At 72.8% G+C, this 6,717-nt stretch carries 7 protein-coding genes; 4 read left to right on the forward strand and 3 right to left on the reverse strand.

Translation table 11 applies throughout. From position 1 onward, the window contains the following. Positions 1–344: 344 nt before the first annotated feature. From G3I19_RS33075 to G3I19_RS33090, 4 genes are all read left to right on the forward strand, one after another. Positions 345–599: a hypothetical protein gene (locus tag G3I19_RS33075; protein ID WP_164267406.1), complete on the forward strand. Its 255-nt coding sequence runs from the start codon at positions 345–347 to the stop codon at positions 597–599. After that, the gene (locus tag G3I19_RS33080; protein ID WP_164267407.1) at positions 596–1,591 is read left to right on the forward strand and encodes an ATP-binding cassette domain-containing protein; all 996 of its coding nucleotides are present in this window, start codon (positions 596–598) and stop codon (positions 1,589–1,591) included. Before G3I19_RS33075 ends, G3I19_RS33080 begins: the two co-directional genes overlap by 4 nt. Continuing rightward, a complete protein-coding gene (locus tag G3I19_RS33085; protein WP_164267408.1) occupies positions 1,591–2,502 on the forward strand; it encodes an ABC transporter permease in 912 nt (303 codons plus the stop codon). Before G3I19_RS33080 ends, G3I19_RS33085 begins: the two co-directional genes overlap by 1 nt. 98 nt (positions 2,503–2,600) lie before the next feature. After that, positions 2,601–3,644, forward strand: a complete 1,044-nt coding sequence (locus G3I19_RS33090; protein WP_164267409.1) for a lactonase family protein — start codon at positions 2,601–2,603, stop codon at positions 3,642–3,644. Between the two features lie 224 nt (positions 3,645–3,868). Here the strand turns inward: G3I19_RS33090 and G3I19_RS33095 are convergent, their stop codons facing one another. The 3 genes from G3I19_RS33095 to G3I19_RS33105 all read right to left on the reverse strand — a co-directional run bounded on the left by G3I19_RS33095 (position 3,869) and on the right by G3I19_RS33105 (position 6,602). After that, positions 3,869–4,795, reverse strand: coding sequence for a hypothetical protein (locus G3I19_RS33095; RefSeq protein ID WP_164267410.1), 927 nt, complete (start codon positions 4,793–4,795; stop codon positions 3,869–3,871). A gap of 92 nt (positions 4,796–4,887) precedes the next feature. After that, positions 4,888–5,928: a BadF/BadG/BcrA/BcrD ATPase family protein gene (locus tag G3I19_RS33100; RefSeq protein ID WP_343235283.1), complete on the reverse strand. Its 1,041-nt coding sequence runs from the start codon at positions 5,926–5,928 to the stop codon at positions 4,888–4,890. Continuing rightward, positions 5,925–6,602, reverse strand: coding sequence for a uracil-DNA glycosylase (locus G3I19_RS33105; protein ID WP_164267411.1), 678 nt, complete (start codon positions 6,600–6,602; stop codon positions 5,925–5,927). Before G3I19_RS33105 ends, G3I19_RS33100 begins: the two co-directional genes overlap by 4 nt. Positions 6,603–6,717 lie beyond the last annotated feature (115 nt).

The following is a 6,717-nucleotide window of genomic DNA, read 5'->3' on the forward strand; positions in this document are numbered from 1 at the left end:
GGGGCGGCCTGCTGTGTGCGGGACCTCGCAGCGGGCCTGGCAGCGGGCCTGGCAGCGGGCCCGCAGCTGGGTCCCGCACACCGCGCGGCCGGGCCGGCCACGACGCCGGATGCCGGGGACCGCCTTGCGTGGTTCCATGAGAGATGTCAGTGCTTGATGCTCCCGCCGTATCCGCCGAGCGGACACAACGGGGTTGCCCATCAGGCTGATCCCACGACTTTCAGGGGCGGCGTGCGGCTGTCCGGCCGGACCGGTGCGAGCCGGCCGCCCTCATGGACACGCGCCGTGAATCCGCCGTGCGTACCCCCCGGCGCGCGGCCGGCGGTCCTGAAAGGAGATGCGGTATGTCCACAGCCATTCTCACCGTGTTCAGACACCTCATACGGCTGGTGACAGGCTCGGCACGGGCCGTCGGCAGTTACGTCGCACGGCACTTCACGGACCAGCAGCCCCCGGCGCCGCACACCCGGCGCCCCGGCCCCGCCGATCTGCTCGCGGGCCGGGTCGGACAGGCCGAATACCAGGCGGACCAGGAACGGCTGGCGCTCGCCGACGCATCCGCCCACCCCCTCCACGTGCCCCCGCTGCCGAGACGATGACCCACCCCGGCGACCGGGAGCGGCAGAGCAGTCCGGCGCCCGGTACGGCCACCGTCATCCGCGCCGCCGGTCTCACCAAGACGTACGCCAAGTCCGCCACCCCCGCGGTGGACGGTATCGATCTGGGCGTGCGCCAGGGAGAGATCTTCGGGCTGCTGGGGCCCAACGGGGCGGGCAAGACCACCACCGTCGGCATGCTGACCGCCCGGGTGGTGCCGACCGCGGGCTCCGCGTACGTCGGTGACATCGACGTGGTCGCGGAGCCGACGCTCGCCAAACAGCTCATCGCCGTCGTCAGCCAGCAGAACACGCTGGACCGCTCACTGACGGTGTGGGAGAACCTGTACTTCCACGGTCTCCTGTTCGGCATCCCGCGCCGTGAGTCCCGGCGCACCGCCGACGAACTCCTCGAACGGTTCCATCTGTCCCGCTGGGGCAAGTCGTCGGTGTTCGCCCTGTCCGGCGGGATGGCACAGCGTCTGATGGTGGCGCGCGCGATCTTCCACCGTCCCGCCGTGCTCTTCCTCGACGAACCGACGGCGGGGCTCGACCCGCAGGGCAGGCTGGCGCTCTGGGAGGCGCTGGACGGGCTGATCGCCGACGGCCAGACGATCCTGCTCACCACGCACAACATGGAGGAGGCCGACCACCTCTGCGACCGGGTGGCGATCATCGACCACGGCCGGATCCTCGCCCTGGACACCCCGGCCGCGCTGAAACAGGGACTGGGAGCCGATGCCGTGGTCACGGTCGCCACCAGCGGCAGCCAGGACGGCCTGGCCGCCCGGCTGAACAGCGACATCGAAGGCGTCGTACGCACCCGGCTGGTCGACGGAGCCGTCGAGATCCAGGTCAAGGGCGCCGAACGGCTGCTGCCGCGGGTGGTCACGAGCGCGGAGGCGGGCGGGTTCGAGCTGGTCGACCTCTCGATCGCCGAGAGCACCCTGGAAACGGTCTTCATCAGCCTGACCGGACAGGAGTTGAGGGACTGATGGCTGCATCGAGTGCCGCCCCGTCACCCGGGGGCGTTCCGTCCACGGGCCGGTCCCGGAGGCCCATCGGCGTACGGCCCGCCCGGTCGGCCGCGGCGTCCAGCCGCTCCGCGCTGAGCGCGCTCATCCAGCGGGATCTGGCCGTCCTGATGAAGAACTTCGGCGAGTTCGCCGGCCGCACCGTCATGCAGCCGTTCCTGCTGGTCTTCGTTTTCCTGTACGTGTTCCCGCTCATCGGCCAGGGCATCGGGTCGGGCGGCGGTGCCAAGGGGGAATCGGCGTTCGCCACCGTGCTGGTCCCGGGGGTGGTGTCCATCGCGATCATGTTCCAGGGCATCCAGTCGGTCGCCATCCAGATGTCCCAGGAGTTCGGCTTCACCCGCGAGATCGAGGACCGGGTGCAGGCCCCCTGCCCCATCTGGCTGGTGGCGGTGGCGCGCGTGCTGTCCGGGTCGGCCCAGGGACTGATATCAGCGGTCATCGTGCTGCCGATCGCGGCCGTCGTGCACGCACCCGGTGTGCACCCCCAACTCAGCATCCACTGGTGGATCGTGGTGACCCTGATCCCGCTGTCCTGCCTCACGATGACCTCGCTCGGACTGCTCCTGGGCACCTCGTTCCAGCCGAGGAACATCGGCGTGATGTTCGGCTTCGTCGTCCTGCCCCTCGTCTTCCTCGGCGGTACGTACTACCAGTGGACCAAGCTGGCCCCCGTGCAGGTGGGCGGATTCCACTGGCTCCAGGTGCTGGTGCTGGTCAACCCGCTGATCTACATGAGCGAAGGCATGCGGGCCGGGTTCACCGACGTCTCCCACATGCACCTGTACGTCGTCTATCCGGTTCTCGCCGGATTCTGTGCGCTCTTCCTCACCCTCGGACTGCGCAACTTCCGCCACCGCGTGCTCTCCTGACCGGGCGGCGGCGCCCCTGGGGGACCGGATCCGCCCTGCTACCGTCTGCCGGAGCCCCGGCCACGCACGGACCGGGCGCCGGCGGAGAGAGGAGCACGGTGGTCACCACAGGCACCGGGCGGGCATTCATCGGGTCGTTCACCTCGGCGGGGGGCCCGGGGCTCGTGGCCGCTTCGGTGGACGCGGCGGGGGCGCTGAGCGTGCTGGGCGCGGTCGACACCCTGCCGAACCCGTCGTTCCTGGCCCCGGATCCCGGTGGCTCGGTTCTCTACGCCGTCTCCGAGACCGGCGAGGGAGCGGCGGCGGCCTTCGGTATCGAGGCCCCGTTGCCACGGCTGATCGGTGCGCTGGTCGCGGTCGGCGGCGCCGACCCCACCCACCTCGCGCTCGCCGGCGGGCACGTCGTCACCGCCAACTACAGCTCGGGAAGCGTCAGCGTGCTGCCCGTCCGTCCCTCGGACCGCGGCCTCGACGCGCCCGTCTCCGTACTGCGGCACGAGGGCCGGGGGCCGGACCCGGAACGCCAGGAGGGCCCGCACGCCCATCAGGTGAAGCCGGACCCCACGGGGCGGTGGGTCCTGAGCGTCGATCTCGGCACCGACTCCGTACGGGTCTGCGCGCTGGACGGCGACACCGGCGCGCTGACGGTACACGCGGAGACCGCGCTGCGGCCCGGCAGCGGGCCCCGCCATCTGGTGTTCCACCCGGCCGGGACCCATGTGTACGTGCTGAACGAACTGGAGCCCACGCTCACGGTCTGCCGGTGGGACGCCGGGACGGGCACCCTGGAGCCGGTCGGCCGGGCCGCGCTGCTGCCCGGGGGCACCGTGGGGGAGAGCTTCGGCTCGGGGGTGGCCGTCGCACCCGGCGGTGGCTTCGTCTGGGCGGCGAACCGGGGACAGGACAGCATCTCCGTCCTCGCCGTCGACGAGAGCGGCGAGAAGCCCGTGCTGACCGCCACCGTCGACTGCGGTGGCCGGTGGCCGCGGGACCTGGTGGTGGATCCCGGGGGACGGCGGCTGTACGTGGCCAACGAGCACTCGGGGGATGTGACCTGGTTCGACATCGACCCGCGGACCGGGATCCCGAGCCGCGCGGGCTCCGTGGAGGTGGCCGCGGCCTCCTGCGTGGTGTTCGCCTGACCGCCGGGTGGTGCGGGCCGGCCGGGGTGGTGCGGGTGGTGTGCGCCGGCCGGGTGGTGCGGGTCTCCGGGGAGCCGCGAGTGGTGCGGGCCGGCCGGGTGGCGCGGATCGGCCGGAGTGCGGTCCGGGGGCACGTACGGCGGGAGGCCCGCCACCGGTGCTCGTACGCTCGTACTGCTCCGGGTGCGGGCCTCCGGCCCGTGCGTGTTCCGTGTGTCCGCGCGTCAGCCGACCGGGGCTCCCTGGGACGGCTGCTGCGGGGTGATGCCCAGCGCGGTCGTGTACTTCGACAGCACCAGCTTGCCGACCGCCGGGTACGCGCCGAGCGGTGCGGCGGATGCGCAGTCCGCCTCCTTGGCGGCCCCGGCCAGCAGCTCCTCGGTGACCTCGGGGCCGATCAGATACGGCGCGAGCGCCAGCTGGGCCGAACCCGAACCGCGCAGCTGCTCGGCGATCGCGGAGACGGAACCCTCCACATCGAGAGCGGCGGCCATCACCGGCACGGCCAGCCGTGCCGCCAGCAGCATTCCGGTGATCCCGGCGGCCTGCACGGCCTCGTCGCCGCCGACCGTCGCGAGGATGATGCCGTCGGCCGCGGTGGCGACCGTGAACAGCCGGGCACGGTCGGCGCGGGAGAGACCCGCCTCCGAGAGGCGCACGTGCAGACCCTCAGCGAGCAGCGGGTGCGGCCCCAGCACCTCGGTCAGCTCGGCGGCGGTGGTGCTGTCCATCACGGCCTGCCGTATCCGCCGCTCGGTGGCCGCGTCCGGGCCCGCGAGCAGCGGCACCACGACGGCGGTGACGCCCGTCGGCTCGGGCACCTCACGTCCGGCGGCCTTGGCCAGCTCATAGCGCGCCACCCGCTCGGCCGCGGTGTGCGAGAGCACCGCTTCCAGGGCGGGGAACTCGTCGTCGGCGCCGTCCAGGTAACCGATACGGGCGTCCAGCCCGGGCAGCTCGGAGCGTGCGATGGAAATGACCTCTTCCGCCAGGCTGCGCACAGCGGCGGAAGGTGTGCCGGGAACAGCGAGAACCAGCGCGGGCGCGCCCTCAGGGGCCACCGCGGGTTCCGGGCGGCGGTGCCGTCCGGTCTGGCGAGGTCGCGGCATTCGTACGGGCAGGCCGGGTGCGGGCCCATTGGGGGAGCTCATGGCGCCGCATGCTACTGGCTTTGCGGGCCCGGCTGTTCGGGGAGGGTGCGCTCGCGCGGCGTCTGTCCCTATTTATCCGTTGCGTATCGGCCTTATCGCGTATCCTGTTCCGCCACCACACGCAAGAGCTGTGGATGAGGTGGCAGCCGAAGGCTCCCGGTGGCGAGCGCGGAAGCGATCGACACCGCTCCCACCAGCGGATCCCCGGCCGCGGGCACGGGCCTGACGGACGGCAGCAGGGTGGCGAGCTCCTCGCGCGCAGGAGTGAGCAGAGGGTCTCCCATCTTGAACAGACCACCCGTGAGGGCTACTTCACAGCCTGCTCCTGACACCGGCGTCTTCGCCGTCTCTGCCGTCCCGGCTGTCCCGCCCGTCTCCGGTGGGCAGACCGCGGCCGCTGCTTCGGCGATCTGCCGGGCCGCCTCCCGAAGAATCGCGGTCGCCACCGGGTCGCTGTCCGAGCAGCGGGCCACCTCGGGGGCGAACGAGGCGAGCACCGCGGGCCGGTCCGTACGCGGGTAGAGGATCCCCGGCAGGCCGGCCGCCGGTCCGAAAACCGCCTCAAGCCGCTCCAGCAGCGCGGCCGAACCACCGCGCCGTCCGTCGTGGGCGCGCATCGCGGCCTCCAGACCGGCGCGGCCGATCCAGGCCCCGCCGCCGCAGTCACCCAGCAGATGCCCCCAGCCGTCCGCCCTGCGCCACCGGACGAGATCGGTGCCCAGTGCGACCATTCCGGTACCCGCGGCGACGACCACCCCGGGCCGCTGGCCCAGTGCTCCGGCGTACGCCGTCACCGCGTCAGCGGCGAGCGCCAGCCGCCGTACCCCGAGCGCGTGCTCCAGCGCGGCGGGCAGCTCGGTGCGCAGATCGTCGCCGAGTGTCGCCATCCCGGCGGCGCCGACCGCCACCGCCGCCACCTCACCACCGCGACCCGCGCGCCCGAGCAGCTCCGCCGCCATGGGCAGCAACTGCTCAAGGAAATGGGCCGCTTCGATGCCGCGTGCGCCGGTGCGCACCGGCACACGGGAGACCAGGGGAGCGGGGGCTGTCTGGCCGGCGACGGCCGGATCCGCCGCGGCCAGCGCCACCCGGAGTCCGGACCCGCCCGAGTCCACCCCCAGCACCCAGGTCACGGCAGCCGCCAGTCCACGGGCCGGGCTCCCTGGCGTACCAGCAGATCGTTGGTCCTGCTGAAGGGGCGCGAACCGAAGAAGCCGCGGTCCGCCGACATGGGGGAGGGGTGGGACGACTCGACCGCCGGAAGGTTCCCCAGCAGCGGCCGGAGGTTACGGGCGTCGCGCCCCCACAACACCGAGACCAGCGGCTTCCCCCGGGCGGCCAGGGCCCGGATGGCCTGCTCGGTCACTTCCTCCCAGCCCTTGCCGCGATGGGCGGCCGGTTTGCGCGGCGCCGTCGTCAGCGCCCTGTTGAGCAGCAGTACGCCCTGCCGCGTCCAGGGGGTCAGATCACCGTTGGAGGGGCGGGGCAGGCCCAGGTCGGCGTGCATCTCGCGGAAGATGTTGTCCAGACTGCCGGGCACCGGCCGTACCTCGGGTGCCACCGAGAAGCTCAGCCCGACGGCATGTCCCGGCGTCGGATACGGGTCCTGGCCGACGATCAGGACACGCACCTCGTCGAAGGGCTGCTGGAACGCGCGCAGCACGTTCGCCCCGGACGGCAGGTACGTGCGTCCCGCGGCGACCTCGGCGCGCAGGAACTCGCCCATCGCCGTGATCCGTTCGGCTGCGGGAGCGAGCGCCTGCGCCCACCCCGCCTCGACAATTTCGTTCAACGGTCGTGCTGCCACGGGGCGTCACTCTACTGGCACACCGCGGCGCCGCCGTGCCGGGTGCGGTCGGGCGCTCACGGCCCGCCCGTGCCGCAACACATCCGGGCGGCCGGGGGCCGAGCTCAGCCGGGCG

The organism is Streptomyces sp. SID10853 (genome assembly GCF_010548145.1).
GTDB lineage: Bacteria > Actinomycetota > Actinomycetes > Streptomycetales > Streptomycetaceae > Streptomyces.